The 16,972-nt window shown below is 58.4% G+C and carries 3 protein-coding genes, 1 pseudogene and 1 other annotated feature; all 4 genes and pseudogenes read right to left on the bottom strand.

Translation table 11 applies throughout. The features are described from left to right. Positions 1-302: 302 nt before the first annotated feature. A complete protein-coding gene (locus tag KQH60_RS13045; RefSeq protein WP_237576857.1) occupies positions 303-13,805 on the bottom strand; it encodes a non-ribosomal peptide synthetase in 13,503 nt (4,500 codons plus the stop codon). Positions 13,806-14,834: 1,029 nt separating this feature from the next. Further along, positions 14,835-16,061, bottom strand: a pseudogene (locus KQH60_RS13040) (IS3 family transposase). Then, positions 15,664-15,780: a sequence feature (AL1L pseudoknot), on the bottom strand. It overlaps the preceding pseudogene by 117 nt. Positions 16,062-16,328: 267 nt before the next feature. Beyond that, positions 16,329-16,586, bottom strand: coding sequence for a hypothetical protein (locus tag KQH60_RS13035; RefSeq protein WP_237576856.1), 258 nt, complete (start codon positions 16,584-16,586; stop codon positions 16,329-16,331). After that, positions 16,583-16,972: a tautomerase family protein gene (locus KQH60_RS13030; protein WP_237576855.1), complete on the bottom strand. Its 390-nt coding sequence runs from the start codon at positions 16,970-16,972 to the stop codon at positions 16,583-16,585. Before KQH60_RS13030 ends, KQH60_RS13035 begins: the two co-directional genes overlap by 4 nt.

The raw sequence follows: 16,972 nt of genomic DNA, 5'->3' as shown, positions 1-16,972 counted from the left end.
CCTCATAACTGACCACCACACGCACACCTTGGGGCAGCGACCATTTCTGCTTGTACCGCTCAATCACCTCCAATAGGGCTTGCACTCGCATGGCCGCTTGCGCTCCCCTTACCGTGTGCACCGCTGGACTCTGTCTGCGTCCATCATGCAGCGCAATTTTCCATTGGGCCCCCGCCAGTTCGAGTGATGTTGCCAGTATTACGTTCTCAGCATCGACTCCGGCTCAGTGATCTGTACGCATGATAGCCTGCGTTGCGTTCGCCTTGATTCACTTAAGCTTACGACTTAAGCTTTGCTTGGTCTCACGCTACATAGGATCTATGTAATGCATTTAGCTTCTGGCGAAGAATATGGCCAATCTGTGCAATTGGTGTCGGCAACTCCATATCGTAATGTTTACAGGCAATGTCGTGAACTTCAACATAGCCCCGAACGTAAGGCTGCCATGCCTGCGGGGGAATGAGCTTATCAGACGTATCCTGTAGCATCGTGGCACGGAAAAAAAGCATGTCGCCACCATAAATACGTGGCGAAAAGCTCGTTACAATGCGCTGGTTGTTTTGAATCACCGCGCGGGTTTTTTCCCACAAATAATGGCCTGCCTTTGACGAACTGGCTGCATCGTGGCGCGCAAACAGAAGGATATAAAAATCCGCTTCTTCGATGACTTCCGACTCATCATGTCGTTGAGCATGGTCTGGCGTGGCATCGAGCACCGCCAGCAATGCGACCCGCTCACCCTGTTGCTCAAGCTGCGTGGCCATGCTGTGCACGACGTTTCCACCCAACGACCAGCCCAGCAGATAGTAAGGCCCATTGGGCTGAATACGGCGAATTTGATCAATATAGTCCGCCGCCATCGCCTCGATTGTGGGGGCGGGCGACGAAACGCCGTCCAGTCCACGTGCTTGCAAGCCATAGACCGGTTGATCCGCCTCTAAATGGCTCGATAGACTTCGATAGTGCCAGCTCAGCCCACTGACGGGATGGACGCAGAAAAGCGCAGGGCGAGTGCCGTGCGGCTGAATCGGCAGCAAGACAGCAAACGAGTCATCCTGCTCGCTGCCTTGCGCGGATACACGCTGTGCTAGTGCAGCGAGGGTCGGCGCCTCAAACAGCGTGCGCATCGAAATGGACAAGCCTAATGCCGTGCGGCTGCGACTAATCATCTGCACTGCGAGCAGTGAATGGCCCCCGAGCGCAAAGAAGCTGTCGTGCCGGCCCACACATTCGACACCCAATAACTCGACCCAGATCGCCGCGAGCGTCGTCTCCAGCTCGCCTTGCGGCGCTTCATACGCTTGATGCGCCAGCGCGTCCTCATCCGGTGCAGGCAGCGCACGCCGATCGAGCTTGCCGTTGGGCGTCAGCGGCCATGCATCGAGCCGCACAAACGCACTGGGCACCATATATTCAGGCAAGCTCGCCGCCACTTGTGCACGCAGCGTGCTCGCAAGCTGCTCATCCGCTTCGGCCTGCACATATGCAACTAGCCGCTTATCCGAGCCCTCACCTATTGCTACCACCACCGCGTCGCGCACCTGCGGGCGCGCCGTTAAGCACGCCTCGATCTCGCCCGGTTCAATCCGAAAGCCGCGAATCTTGACTTGATCATCATTGCGCCCCAAGAATTCTAGGTTGCCGTCCAGTAAATAACGCGCTAAATCACCGGTCTTATACAACCGGTCATCCGCTTCATCTGAGAATGGATCGGGTACAAAGCGCTCAGCGGTTAGTTCGGGGCGGTTCAGATAGCCGCGTGCCACGCCCGCGCCACCAATATACAGCTCGCCGACCGCACCCAGTGGCACCGGCTGGCCGTGCGCATCGAGCAGATAAACTCGCGTGTTCGCTATCGGCCGGCCGATTGGCACAGTGTCCTCTGTATAGTTTGCCGGGCAAGTCCAGGCCGTCACGTCAATTGCCGCTTCCGTCGGACCATACAAGTTATACAGCTGCGCGCTCGGTAACAGCATTTGGCAAAGCCGTACACTCGCCCCTGGCAGCGCTTCGCCACTGCAAATCAGCCGTTTCACAGACGTACAGTGCTTAACCCCTTCATTGTGCAAAAACATACTAAGCATGGACGGCACAAAATGAGCCGTAGTGATGTGCTGCCGAGTGATCAACTCTATTAAGGCAGCCGGATCTTTATGCACATCGGGTGCTGCCACAACTAGGGTAGCGCCATTGAGTAAAGTCCAGAAAAACTCCCAGACAGACACGTCAAAACTAACGGGTGTTTTCTGAAGCACGCGATCGGCCGTCGTCAAACCATAAGCTTGTTGCATCCACACCAGACGATTGATAAGCGCCTGGTGCTCACTCTGTACGCCCTTGGGCATGCCGGTCGAGCCGGACGTATAGATCACATACGCCAGGTGCTGGGCCGTCAGCTCGGCTACCGATGGATTGGTGTCCGGCAACGCCGGCAGGGTGGTCGGATCGAGCACCGTGCATGACGCGAGCGCCGCCTCGCCCAACGCAGCGCGCCCGGTCGCATCGGCCAGCACAATGCTCGGGGCCGCATCGGAGAGGATGTGCGCCAAGCGCTCACTCGGATAGCCCGGATCGAGCGGCACATACGCGCCCCCGGCCTTCAAAACCGCCAATAATCCCACGACCAGCGCGGGACTGCGCTGCACGCAGATCGCCACTCGTGCATCGGGCTTGACGCCCCACTCGATCAACTGGTGTGCGAGGCGGTTAGCTTGTGCGTTCAGCTGCGCATAGCTCAGTGTATGCGCTTCAAACACCAGCGCTGGCGCCTCGGGAGTACGCTCAACCTGCGCTTCGAACAACTGATGGATGCATAAGTGCGACGGATAGTCCCGCTGCGTCGCATTCCACGTGTCAAGCAACAACTGACGTTCGGCCTCGGGCAGCACCTGCAACTGCTGCGCTGCGGTGTCGGGCTTCACCTCGAGCGCGTCGGCCAAGCTTTGCAGCACCTGCTGCATATACGCGCACACTCGCTCGGGCTCCAGCGACGGCACTGTTTGGACAGTCAGCCCCAATGCTTGACCGAAGTCCTCAACCGACAGTGTCAGCGGGTAATTGGTGCGCTCCTGCGCGGTTAACAGTTCGACACCCGGTAGCAGGCTACGCTCGCTCGAATCCCTCGCATTGTGTCGGTAATTAAGCAGCGCACTAAACAGCGGCGTGCCCGCCGGCACCCCACTGCAGCGCTGCGCCAGCGCCAGCGACGCATGCTCATGCTCGAGCAGCGCCGCGAGCCGCGCGTGCGTGTCGCGCACACACGCCTGAACACTGCCGTCCAAGTCCACGCGCAGCGGCAGCGTATTGATAAACAGCCCCATCGTGCTATCAGCACCGCTACCCGCTTGCATCCGGCCGAGCAGCACTGTGCCGAATACCACGCGTGGTTGGCCGCTCGCGCGCGCGAGCACCTGCGCCCACGCCAAATGACACAGGCTCGCCAGGCTCACGCCCAGGCGTCTTGCGTGTACGCGCAGCCAGTCGTTCAATGCTGGTGGCAGCCTGCGGTGCGCTTCAACCATCTGTGTGCCGTCGTGATGCACCTGTGCCAGACCGAACGGCAACGTCGGTTCGTCAATGTCAGCAAGCATGCCGGTGAAGAAACGCTCATGTTCGGCTTGGCTCACGCCCAAGTGCACCTGTGCGACCAAATTACGGAATGGTTGCGCCGCCGACAGCGTCTCGCCCCGGCCTTCAATGAACGCCTGTACCTCCGCATGCATGACTTCAGCAGTTGAATGATCGCCAATCAGATGGTGCAGCAGCTCGATGAGCAGCCAACGGCCATCGGTGTCCTGCGCAATGGCAAAGTGCAAGAGTGGCGCCTGAGTTAAATCCAATTGATAGTGGCGGAAATCAAAGCGCTGCGCCAACTGCTCGGCGATCGGACCGTCAGCCGGATCGAACGTCAACTCGGTCACCGGCAGCCGCGCGTGGCGCCAGACCACCTGCGCGGGTTTGGACAAGCCTTCCCAAACAAACGCAGTGCGCAAAATATCGTGACGATTGACGACCTGCTGAACTGCATCCAAATACTGATCGAGCCGTTCACGCGTATCAAAAGCCAACTGCATGTTCAGCAAATACGGATCGCCCTCGCTGGCCAGCAGATGATGGAACAGGATGCCATCCTGCAACGGTGATAACGCGTAGATGTCTTGGAGATTGGCGATGCCACCCGGTACCTGTCCGACGATCTGGTCGATGTCGGCCTGTGTCAGCTCAACAAGCGGCAACATCGATGGCGTGAGCGTCGTGGTCTCGGGCGTGATGACATTGGGCGGCACAACCACTTCTTCACAATGCTGACCCAGCGACTGCGCCAGCGCGCTGAGCACCGGCGTGTCGAACAGCGCGCGCACGGATAATCCGACTCCCCGACGCCGCAGACGCTCAATCAACTGCACTGCCAGCAGCGAATGGCCGCCGAGCGCGAAAAAGCTGTCGTGACGGCCCACCTGCTCCACACCCAACAGCTCGGACCAGATTTGGGCCAGTGTCGTCTCGAGCTCGCCCTGCGGCGCCTCATACGCGTGATGCGCGAGCGCACCCGCTTCTGGCTCAGGAAGCGCACGTCGATCGAGCTTGCCGTTCGGTGTCAGCGGCAATGCATCGAGCCGCACAAACGCACTGGGCACCATGTACTCGGGCAACGCTGACGCCACATGTGTGCGTAACGTATTGGCCAGTTGCTCATCGGCCTGCGCCACCACGTACGCCACCAGGCGTTTATTCTGGCCTTCGCCAGTGGCCAGCACCACCGCCTCGTGCACCTGCGCGTGCTGGGCCAAGCACGCTTCGATCTCGCCCAACTCAATGCGAAAGCCCCGGATTTTGACTTGATGGTCGTTGCGGCCCAAAAATTCCAAATTGCTATCAGGCAAGTAGCGCACCAAGTCGCCCGTCTTGTACATCCGGGCATCAGCTTCGCTCGAGAACGGATCGCGCACGAAGCGCTCGGCCGTCAACTCCGGCCGGTTCAGGTAGCCACGTGCGACACCCGCTCCGCCGATATACAACTCGCCCACCGCCCCCAGCGGCACCGGCTGGCTGTGCGTATCCAAGATATACAGCCGGGTATTGTCAATGGGCCGACCGATCGTGCGCCAGCTCCTTTCTTGATCCGTCACCTCATGCACGGTCGCCGTCACCGTCGTCTCGGTCGGACCATAAACGTTCAACAAACGTGGCCGATGACCGTCTCTGGCAAACCAAGCATCACGCGCTGTCGCGCTCAACGCATCTCCACTAATCATGACCACACGTACACTGTTGGGGAGTGGAGTTTTTTCCTGGATCAGTTGTGTCCAGAATTGGGTAGGTAAATCCGTTACACTGACACGGTTGGCCTGGCAAAGCGCCCAGAATGAGTGCGCCCCGGCTAACCAAGCATCGGTACGTAGCACTAATGTCGCGCCCTGAGTGAGCGTGACAAACATTTCCCCGAGCGACGCATCAAAGGACAAAGACGAACATTGCAGCATCCGGTCTTGTGCAGTTAAGTCAAGACGACGCACCATCGCTGTCACCAGGTTAACCAAGCTGTGGTGTGGAACCATCACTCCTTTGGGCTGACCAGTGGAACCTGACGTATAAATCACATAGGCCAAATGCCGTGCATTCAGCGACAACTCGTACGCGTCAGGATTGTGCGCGCTTCGATGTGCCCACTGCGCTGCATCAGAGTGCAGATCCAGTACCGTCACACCGGCTCCTAAGCTTTGCGTTACCGCGGCAGGCGGTGTACCCACGCTGAGCAATACGGCGGGCGCACTATCCATCACCATATAAGCCAGGCGTTCTGGCGGATACGCGGGATCCAGCGGCACATACGCACCGCCGGCCTTCAGAATCGCCAGCAGCCCTACCACCAGCGCGGGGCTGCGTTCGACACAGATCGCCACCCGCGCATCGGGTGCAACGCCCAACCCAATCAGATGGTGTGCCAAACGGTTGGCCTGCGCATTGAGCTCTGTATAGCTGAGCATTTGGTCTTCGTAGACCAGTGCCGTTGCCTCCGGTGTGCGCACTACCTGTGCTTCGAACAATTGGTGGATATACTGATGCGCCGGATAGTCCCGCTGCGTTGCGTTCCACGTTTCAAGCAGTAAAGTCCGCTCAGCCGGCGCGAGCAGCTCAACATGGGCGACAGGCTGTTGTCCGCCAGCGACTATCGCTTGCAACATCGCTTGCAGATAGCCGACATGCCGCTCAATCGTTGCGCGGTCAAATAACGCCGTGGCATAGCTTAGGCTGCCGACGATTTCCTCGCCCGCCTCGTACAAACCTAACTCCAGATCAAACTTGACGACGTCATAGTTCAGCTCCATCGACTGCACAGCCAAGCCGGGCAAGTCCCAAGCCACGGTCTCGTTGTTCTGCCACGCGAACATCACCTGAAACAGCGGCGTATGTTCGAGCCGGCGCGGCGGCTGCACGATCTCTACGACTTGCTCGAACGGCAAATCCTGATGCGCTTGCGCTTCCAGCGTCGTGCGCCGCACGCGCTCAAGCAACTGTGTCACATCGGGCTTACCGGACAAATCCATACGCAATGCGAGCGTATTGACAAAGAAACCAATTAACGGCTCGATTTGATAGTGGTTGCGATTGGCGCTGGGTGTGCCGATCACCAGATCGTCTTGGCCCGACAGGCGGGACAGGACCGCACTCCACGCTGCGAGCACCGTCATGAACAGTGTGGCGCCGTGCGCTTGGCTCACGCGCTTCAACGCCCCCGTGGTTTGGGCATCGATACGGATCGGCACCTGCGCGCCGGCAAACGATTGCTGCGCCGGACGAGGCCGATCAGTGGACAACTCCAGCAATACCGGCGCATCAGCGAGCGTCGCACGCCAATAGTCGCTTTGCGCTTGGAGCCGCTCGCCCGACAGCCATTGACGTTGCCAGGCCGCATAATCCGGATACTGGATCGACAGTGGTGGCAACGGATCAGCCTGGCCCTCACAGGCTGCACGGTACAGCGCACTCAGTTCGCGCACCATCACGCCGATCGACCAGCCATCCGACACAATATGGTGCTGTACGAGCAGTATTACGTGCTCGTCATCAACCAATTGAATGCCGCAGGCGCGCATCAGCGGGCCACGCGCCAGGTCGAACGGCGCCTGTGTTTCCCCCGCGCTGAGCCGGGCTAGTTGGGTATTCGCGTCGGGCAAGCCGCGCAGGTTATGCCAAGTCATCGGCACGCCTGTCTCGGCGGACAACAACTGCGCCTGCGGCTGACCGTCAATGTTCACAAACACCGAGCGCAGCGCTTCGTGGCGCACCAAGAGCGCATCCAGCGCCTGCTGCCATGCGCCCCGATTTAGCGGCCCCCGCACGCGCAGCGCAAGCGGTATATGATAGGCGTCGCTCGCCCCGTCGAGCTGCGCGAGGAACCACAGCCGTTGCTGTGCAAACGACAGCGGCAGCGCCCCTGCACGCGACACCGGCGTGATTGTCGGGAGTGCGCTACTGTCTGACGCGCGTTGCGCATTGAGCGCAGCGGCCAATGCAGCCAGCGTAGGCGCGGCGAACAACGCTGTGAGCGGCAATGGCACACCGAGTGCGGCCACCCGATTCATCAAGCGCACCGCGAGCAGCGAATGGCCACCGAGTGCAAAGAAACTATCATGCCGACTGACACGCTCAACACCGAGCAGCTCGGCCCAAATCGTCGCGAGCATGCACTCAAGCTCGCCTTGCGGCGCCTCGTACGCTTGATGCACGAACGCGTTATCATCCGGTGCGGGCAGTGCACGCCGATCGAGCTTGCCGTTTGGCGTCAGCGGTAACACGTCAAGCTGCACGAACGCACTGGGCACCATGTACTCGGGCAAGCTTGCCGCCACATGCGCGCATAATGTGCTCGCCAGCGATTCATCAGCCTCAGTGAGCACATAGGCGACCAGACGCTTGCCGCTGCCGTCGCCTTGCGCGAGCACCACCGCATCGCGCACCTGCGCGTGCTGGGCCAAGCACGCTTCGATCTCGCCCAACTCAATGCGAAAGCCCCGGATTTTGACTTGATGGTCATTGCGGCCTAGGAACTCCAGGTTGCCATCAGGCAAGTAGCGCACCAGGTCCCCTGTCCTGTACATCCGGGCATCAGCTTCGCTCGAGAACGGGTCACGCACGAAGCGCTCGGCCGTGAGCTCCGGGCGGTTCAGGTAGCCACGCGCGACACCCGCTCCGCCGATATACAACTCGCCCACCGCACCCAGCGGCACCGGCTGGCTGTGCGTATCCAGGATATACAGCCGGGTATTGTCAATGGGCCGACCGATCGTGCGCCAGCTACTTTCGTGATCCGTCACCTCATGCACGGTCGCCGTCACCGTCGTCTCGGTCGGACCATAAACGTTCAACAAACGCGGTCGATGACCGTCTCTGGCAAACCAAGCATCACGTGCTGACGCGCTCAACGCGTCTCCACTGATCATGACCACACGTACACTGTTGGGGAGTGGAGTTTTTTCCTGGATCAGTTGTGTCCAGAATTGGGTAGGTAAATCCGTTACACTGACACGGTTGGCTTGGCAAAGCGCCCAGAATGACTGCGCCCCGGCTAACCAAGCATCGGTGCGTAGCACTAATGTCGCGCCCTGAGTGAGCGTGACAAACATTTCCCCGAGCGACGCATCAAAGGACAAAGACGAACATTGCAGCATCCGGTCTTGTGCAGTTAAGCCAAGACGACGCACCATTGCTGTCACCAGGTTGACCAAGCTGTGGTGTGGAATCACGACTCCTTTGGGCTGGCCTGTGGAACCTGACGTATAAATCACATACGCCAAATTTTGCGCATCCAGCAACAATTCGTACGCGTTCGGATTGTCCGCGCTTTGATGCGCCCATTGCGCTATGTCAGCCTGCAAGTCCAGTATCGGTATCCCAGCTCCCAAACCTTGCGTCACTGCGGCAGGCGGTGTGCCAATGCTAAGCAAGACCGCCGGTTGGCTATCCGAAACCATGTACGCTAAGCGCTCTGGTGGATAGGCGGGATCAAGCGGCACATACGCGCCGCCCGCTTTAAGGATTGCTAATAGCCCCACCACCATTGTCGGCGAGCGCTCGACACAGAGCGCCACCCGTGTGTCTGGCTTGACGCCCAGCTCAATGAGCCGATGCGCCAAGCGGTTCGCGCTCGTATTGAGTGTTGTATAGCTCAGTGTCTGTTCTTCAAACACCAGGGCCGGCGCCTCGGGGGTACGCTCGGCCTGCGCTTCGAATAGCTGGTGGATGCACAAGTGCGATGGGTAATCGCGTTGCGTCGCGTTCCACGTTTGAAGCAGTAAGTTCCGCTCCTCGCTGGGCAGTACTTCCAGTTGTCTAACCGGCTGCTCGGACGTTGCCTCGAGTGCCTCGGCCAGGCTCTGCAGCGCCTGCTGCATATAGCCGCACAGCCGGTCAGGATCTAGTGGCTGAACGATTTGCGCAGTCAAGCCTAGCGCTTGCCCAAAATCTTCGACCGACAGACCGATTGGGTAGTTGTCACGCTCTTGTGCGTGTAACAGCTCCACGCCCGGTAAGATGCTGCGCTCGCCCAAGTCCATTGCATTGTGCCGGTAATTGAGCAGCGCACTAAACAGTGGCATGCCCGCCGGCACGCTACTACAACGCTGCGCGAGCGCCAACGACGCATGCTCATGCTCGAGCAGCGCCGCCAGGCGCGCATGCGTGGCACACACACTCGTTTTCACACTGCCGTCTAAGTTCACGCGCAGGGGCAGCGTATTGATAAAAAGCCCCATTGCACAATCCGCGCCGCCGCCGGCTTGCATCCGTCCAAACAACACCGTACCGCATACCACTTGTTGGTGACCACTGGCACGCGCAAGCACCTGCGCCCACGCGAGATGACACAAACTGGCTAAGCTTACACCCAGCTGCTTAGCCTTCGCGCGCAGTCGATCGTTCAATGTCTGCGGTAACATCCGATGCGCTTCGCTCACCTGTGTGCCGTCACGATGCACCTGCACCAAGCCGAACGGCAACGTCGGCTCTTCAATGTCGGCTAGCATGTCACTAAAGAAACGCTCATGTTCGGCTTGATTGACGCCCAAACGTGCCTGTGCGATTAGATTACGGAATGGCTGTGCCGGTGGTAACCTCCTGCTCTCACCTGCGATGAACGCCTGCACCTCCGCGTGCATCATCTCCAGCGTCGAGTGATCGCCAATCAAATGGTGCATTAGCTGAACCAGCACCCAGCGATCGTCGCTGTCTTGGGCGACCGCCAAACGTAGTAAAGGTGCCTGCGTCAGGTCCAGCCGAGCGTGACGCGAATCAAAACGTCGCGCCAGTTGCTTCGCGATCGGCCCGTCGGCCGGCTCCAGCATGAGCTCGATCACCGACAGCGGCGCCTGGCGCCACACCACCTGCGCGGGCGTGGACACACCTTCCCATACCAACGCAGTGCGCAAAATGTCGTGGCGGTTCACGACATGCTGAAGCGCATCCAGATACTGATCGAGCCGCGCTCGCGTGTCAAAAGCCAATTGGGTGATCAGCAGATACGGATCACCGTCGCTAGTGAACAGATGGTGAAACAGAATGCCGTCTTGCAGTGGCGACAGTGCATAGATATCCTGGATATTTGCGACGCCACCGGGCACTTGTTTAATAATCTGATCGATCTCGGCCTGCGTCAGCTCAATAAGCGGTAGCATTTCGGGCGTCAGCGCGGTGGTGGCCGGCGTGATAACATTGGGCGGCACGACCGCTTCACGATGCTCGCCCAGCGTCTGGGCCAGTGCCATAAGCACCGGCGTGTCAAACAGCGCACGCACCGACAAGCCGATTCCCCGACGCCGCAGACGCTCGATCAACTGCACCGCGAGCAGTGAATGGCCACCGAGCGCAAAGAAGCTATCATGCCGGCTCACTTGCTCGACACCCAGCAGCTCGGCCCAAATTTGCGCCAGCGTCGTCTCGAACTCGCCCTGCGGCGCCTCGTACGCTTGATGCACGAACGCGTTGGCATCTGGCGAGGGCAGTGCACGCCGATCGAGTTTACCGTTTGGTGTCAGCGGTAATACGTCCAGCTGCACGAACGCACTGGGCACCATGTACTCGGGCAAGCTTGCCGCCACATGCGCGTGCAATGTACTGGCCAAGTGCTCATCGGCTTCTGCGACCACATAGGCGACCAGACGCTTGCCGCTGCCGCCGCCTTGTGCAAGCACGACCGCCTCGCGTACTTGCGGGTACTGCGTCAGGCATGCTTCGATTTCACCGGGCTCAATCCGAAAGCCGCGAATCTTGACTTGATCATCGTTGCGGCCCAAGAACTCCAGGTTGCCGTCGGGCAAGTAACGCGCCAAATCCCCGGTCTTATACAGCCGTGCATCAGCTTTATCTGAGAACGGATCGCGCACAAAGCGCTCGGCGGTCAGCTCCGGCTGGTTCAAGTAACCACGTGCCACACCCGCGCCGCCAATATACAACTCGCCGACCGCGCCCAGCGGCACCGGCTGGCCGCGAGTATCTAGCAGATAAATACGTGTATTGGCAATCGGGCGGCCGATGCTTTCAATGCATGGGTCGCCACGATCCATCGAGTGCCAAGTCGAATAGGTGGTGCACTCTGAAGGCCCATAAAGATTACACAGCCGCTTAACCGGCGTCTGTTCAAAAATCTGTTTGATTAAGCGCATTGTCAGCGGCTCGCCTGCCAGATTGATGGTGCTCGCCGAAGTTAAGCTCGCTCGATGCACCAACAAGGACTGCAGCGCAGAAGGCACAGTATTAATTAAGCTGACTGGTGGAGCATGATGCATCAAAGCCAATGCATCGTCAGCCAGGTGCATAGTTGAGCCTTGCGTGAGCGGCACAAAACACTCGAAGACCGAAAGATCAAAATTAATTGATGTCGCAAACAGCGTGTGCCGCGTCTCTGATGGCGTAAAAGTTTGCAGTGCCCAATGCAAAAAATTGACTGTTTGAGCATGTTCAATCATCACACCCTTCGGCATACCGGTCGAGCCAGATGTGTAGATCACATACGCCAGATGCTGTGCGGTGAGGCCCGGCACCGACGGATTGGTGTCCGCCTGCTCCGGCAGCATGTTCGGACTGAGCACTATACGTTCGGCCAGCACCGTGTCACCGAGTGCGACGCGCCCAGCCGCATCCGCGAGCACAATGTTCGGTGCAGCATCGGCTAGGATGTGCATTAAGCGCTCGCCCGGATAGTTAGGGTCTAACGGCACATACGCGCCGCCCGCTTTCAAAATTGCCAGTAGTCCAACGACCAGCGCGGGACTACGCTGCACGCAGATCGCCACACGGGCGTCCAGCTTGACGCCCAATTCAATGAGCCGATGCGCCAGGCGGTTAGCTTGCGTATTCAGCTCCGCATAGCTCAGTGTCTGCTCTTCATACACCAGCGCCGGCGCCTCAGGTGTACGCTCGACCTGCGCTTCAAATAGCTGGTGTACGCACAAGTGCGATGGATAGTCTTGTTCTGTCGCATTCCACTCGATCAGCAGCCGATGCCGTTCGTCAGCGTCGAGCAGATCGATGCTGTCAATCGGTTGCATGGCATTGTCAGCCAGCGCTTGTATGAACCGGATAAACCGGTGCTGATGCGCTTCAAGCTCCTGCACGCTGTAGCAGGCAGGATTGGCGTCAAAGTCGATGCGCAATTGACAGCCATTAGGTGTCCAATAGACATCGATCATCAAATCGTCAACCGGACCAAGGAGTAGATTATGGTTTGTCGACGGATACCTGCCAAACAACAGGTCATAGTCAAACGGCATCACGTTGACCGTGGTACCAAACAGCCGCTGCCCGGGGGGCAGCCCAAGTTGACGCCGCAGCGCTTCGCTCGGGTAGCGCTGGTGCTGCAATCCGCGTTGCACCTCCTGCGCGGCCTGCTGCATGAACGACGACAGGTTCATCCCTGGCCGCATTGTGAGCCGCAGTGGCAATGTATTGGACTTCATGCCAGGAATATGCTGGTCAGCACCGAAGCGGGCCTTGACCGGAAGACCCAATACGACGCCTTGCTCACCCGTGAATCGATAAAGATACGCGGCCATTGCCGCCGTCATAAACCGTGTTAACCGGCGAATATCCGACGCAGTGTCGCCCAGCGCCTGGGTGGCCAGATAAGTTGTCTGGCGCAACCGCTGCTGTGAAACAGAGGCGCGGCGGCTTACCAGCGTCGCAGGCTCAGGCCAGTGGACGCAGTGCTTAAGCCAATAGGATTCATCCCGTGCTCGCTGGGCGGAGGCCTGGTATTGCGCATCGCTTTCTAACAGCTTTAGCACCGAGCCAAACGTACAAGGCGCGGGCTCATTCCCCGCACACAGCGCGCTATACACGTGTGCAACACGCTGTGCGATGAGGAACTGGCCATATCCGTCCATGATGATATGGTGATAGCGCTGATACCAGAGCCATTGCGTGGGCGCGACTTGCAACAACGCGTAGCAAAAAAGCGGATCCCGTAAGAGATGGACTGGCTGCTCATAATCGGTGCGCATCCACGCCTGGGCGGCCGCCTGCGGATCCGCTTCTGTTGTGAAGTCCAGCACCGGCACTGACCATGCGGGTGAACCGATCCTCTGCCGCAGCCCGCCATCGCTGTCGATAAATTGCAAGCGGAGGGTGTCGGCCTCATCAATGACTTGACACAATGCCGCTTTAAAAACGGCAGGATCAATCGCGCCTTCGATCACCGTGTACTGTGCAATGTTGTAGACAGGGCTGTCTGGATGCAGCTGCTGCGCGAGCCAGATCTCCGTTTGGGCAGCGGATAATGCATACGTAGCAGACGTGACGCTAGCATCCATAACAAAGCTCCGATTCCAGGTGACCGATTAGCCTAACATTTAATAGGCATAAAAATTAACATTAATGCTATAATCAAAATCTATCGTTGCCCTTCATAAACCACTCGGTTTTTATGTCACACCGCGTGCAATCCCTAACCATTCACTGCGGCGATCAGAGCGACTCATCGGCAAACGTCAGGGAGACGTTCGTGTCACTTGGCCCGCCGGTGATCACGCCACAATCGATTTTTGCCAAGCTTTAGCGAAAACGCTGAGCATAACGCGCATAAGGCTGCGCACTGGCGCGGCGTCATTCAGTTTAGTACTGGGGTACTTCTTCATTTTTCCCTCCAGACATCACTTTTACTTAGCCATACGGCTATGGCAACGCACCCGTTCCTTGACCAATCAGCTTGACGTTACCTACTTCACGTCTTGCAAACACTGTGCCCAACTGTCAAGAGCCGCTACAAAGGTTCATGTAACCGCAACGCTTAGCGCCTGGTTGAAAGACTGCAAAGCGCCCGCCATAATGCATTCAATTGCATTATCTTTGCTTAAACGACAAGTCATTAAACGATAAAGCCGAAATTTGCAACAAATAGCGGAAAGCAAGTCATTGTGATCGCCACTGTGCCACCAACCTATCAGCGAGGCTTGGCACGCTTTTAGCTGAGACTGCTTGGGTAGCAAAACGCGTCATCAGATGCTGTGAAGCGTGAAGCCACCGCATCATGGGCACAACACGTCGCCCTTCGATACGCGAGCCACAGGCTTTGTATGAGTGTCAACATGCTCTCGTCCCCTATTGACTAACTCTAGGCTGCAGACCATCACAATCGCATCATCGTATTTTGCGTTCTACATCGTTTTCACCGCTCATCGATAATCGTGGACACCGTCATCTCATCCGTCAACGTACAGCAATCCTTGATGAGCTTGGGTCCTTGGCATTATCTTGCTGACCATTACACTCGAGGCTATCGGCATCATCTTTTTAGATTTTGCCCAGCTGAACCGCACCGGGAATCGTGGAGGCTGGTTGGTTTAAGTTAATGCGGACACGTTAGCGGCATTTCTGAGTTGCCTGTAGTAGTTTGCCTCAGCTTCAGCAGGCGGGATATAGCCGAGCGGTTCCATTAGCCGATGATGGTTGTACCAGGCAACCCATTCCAGCGTTGCCAGTTCGACGGATTCCCTCGTTTTCCAAGGGGCGCGCCGATGAATCAGTTCCGTCTTGTACAGGCCGTTGATTGTTTCGGCCAGCGCATTGTCGTAGCTGCCGACCGACGGCTCGATGCCGGCCTCAGCCAGCCGTTCGCTGTAGCGAATGCTGACGTATTGAGACCCTCTGTCGGAATGATGAATCAAAGTCCCGTGCTCGCCCGGTTGGCGGGCGTACAGCGCTTGGTTCAAGTGCATCCAGAACGAAGTCCGTGGTCATCGACGAGCTGACGCGCCAGCCAACAATACGGCGGGCGAACACGTCGATCACGAATGCCACGTACAGCCAGCCTTGCCATGTCGATACAGACGTAAAATCCGACACCCAGAGCTGATTCGGTCGGTCGGCCTTGAACTGCCGGTTGACTCGCTCCAGCGGGTGCGGCTCGGCCACATCGGGAATCGTCGTGCGAACACGCTTACCGCGAACTGCGCCACGCAAGCGCTGCAGCTTCATCAACCGTGCGAGCGTGCAGCGTACCACCGCAATGCCTTCCCGGTTCATCTGTTTGCAGACCTTCGGCACGCCGTAGAGCTGCATGTTGGCCTGCCAGACACGCTTGATCTCCGGTTGCAAAAGCTCATCGCGTTTCGCGCGGGCGCAGCGTTTGGACGGATCGCGAAGTTGTGCTGCATGGCGTCGGTAGCCCGACGGGGCGATCCGCAAGACCTTGCAGATCGGCTCGACCCCGAAGGTGTCGCGATGCTGATCAATGAAGGCCTTCAGGACTTGAAACGGCGCTCGAGCTCCGCCTGGGCGAAAAATGCGCTCGCCAGTTTGAGAATTTCGTTGGTCCGGCGCAGTTCCTTGACCTCGCGCACCAAAGCCTTGATGCGTTCACGCTCGGCCGTACTCACGCCATCGCGCTCGCCACGATCGAGCTCGTCGCGCTTAACCCAATCCAACAGCGTCTGCGGCGTACAGCCGATCATCGGTGCAATCGATTCGACTGCCGCCCACATCGACGGGCGCTCGCTACGCTACTCGCGTACTAGGCGCACTGCCCGCTCTCGCACTTCCGGGGAAAACTTGCTTGGCTTCTTGTTCATGGCTCCATTCTCTCAAGAGTTAGAGCCTCCACAAAACTCGGTGCGGTTCATAGCGTCCTCGAGCGACAAGGTATCCTCCCGAGAATCCAGCGGGAACAGAAGTAGCATTTTTTCGTTGACGGGGTTCTACAGAATAAAGAAGTCGAGATTCACGGACAGCTAGCTCAGGGACACGCTCAAGCGCGAGGAGGCAAAGCTGACGGTACCGGACCTATGCCGAAAGCGATTCGGTGTGACACATAGTCATAGATCGCGTGACCTCACCGACTACGCATCAGACGCATGCTCGTCACCGCCGTCAGGACCGGGGGCTGCCGCCGCGCAAGCGACACGTTGATGCGATTGCCGCGCTGCCTCCAGCATGCGCCATAACGTCGGGGATGCGAGCTGTCGTCGATCGACAGCGGACACGACCAGTCCGGTGCCTTGACACCAGAACGCAATACCGGCCGACGGGAAAGCGTCTTCCGGCACGTGTGTCGATCCGGCGTCGGAATCCGCCAGGCCGGGTTCGTCGCCTTTCATATCGCAATCGCGTAATCGAACTTCAGGTCTGCTGCGGCATGGCCGCCGTGTAACCCCCAGTTGTCGAGCGGCTCTTCACGCAACAGGACTAGAATGCAGGATGGATCAACCTGGCGCACCTGCGCAACCTCCGCGACAACGCGTTCGTAAAGTCGGCGCTTGGTATCGAGCGAGCGTCCGACGAACAGCGTGATCTCGATCCCCAGATACTCGCCGGTGCCCGCCGGCGGATAAAAATCCTCCGGTTCGAACGTCTGGTATCTCGCTTGCAACTCGTTCGGGCTGACGCCCAGTGTTTGTCGAAGTATGCTGAACAGCAAGTCGACGAGTCGCGCCTTCTCGTCTGCGGTGCGCGACCGCTGCTCTTCAATTTTGACGATTGGCAT

This window comes from Mycetohabitans sp. B8 (assembly GCF_021991875.1).
Taxonomy (GTDB): Bacteria; Pseudomonadota; Gammaproteobacteria; order Burkholderiales; family Burkholderiaceae; genus Mycetohabitans.
Note: the sequence above shows the minus strand (reverse complement) of the source record. Positions and strands in the feature narration are given on the sequence as shown.